The sequence below is a fragment of the Collinsella sp. AF04-24 genome (genome assembly GCF_003465685.1).
In the GTDB taxonomy this organism is placed as follows: domain Bacteria; phylum Actinomycetota; class Coriobacteriia; order Coriobacteriales; family Coriobacteriaceae; genus Collinsella; species Collinsella aerofaciens_AP.
In genome coordinates, this window is the sequence record NZ_QSBK01000058.1 from 1 (window position 1) to 579 (window position 579).

The window sequence follows — 579 nt, forward strand, 5'->3', positions numbered from 1 at the left end:
ACGGCCAGGTGCCGGGAGCTATTCCCGCGTTGCGCTAGCTGCGGAAACGCGGGGCCCGTTCAGGCTGTTGCGTTGAGATTGAAAATCAACCAAATTTACAAAAGCGACTCATAGAATTATTTCCTCCCGTTAAATAATAGATAACTATTAAAAATAGACAATACTTGCTCATAAGTAACGGTACTTAAATTGTTTACTTTGGCGTGTTTCATTGCTTGATGAAACTGATTTTTAGTAAACAGTTGACGATATTCTCGATTGACCCATTTTGAAACAAAGTACGTATATAGCTTCCAATATTTATCTGGAACATCTGTGGTATGGCGGGTAAGTTTTATTAAGACACTGTTTACTTTTGGTTTAGGATGAAAGCATTCCGCTGGCAGCTTAAGCAATTGCTGAATCGAGACTTGAGTGTGCAAGAGCAACCCTAGTGTTCGGTGAATATCCAAGGTACGCTTGTAGAATCCTTCTTCAACAATCAGATAGATGTCAGACGCATGGCTTTCAAAAACCACTTTTTTAATGGCTCTGTTAGACCACATTTGACACGATCGGCTGTTCGTCGAACCGGAAAAT

1 protein-coding gene is annotated in these 579 nt (G+C 40.8%); it reads right to left on the reverse strand.

Going from position 1 to position 579, the window contains the following annotated elements:
* Nucleotides 1-116 precede the first annotated feature (116 nt).
* A partial coding sequence (locus DWV32_RS10085) for an rRNA adenine N-6-methyltransferase family protein (RefSeq protein ID WP_222847446.1) occupies nt 117-579 on the reverse strand: 463 nt, incomplete at its 5' end.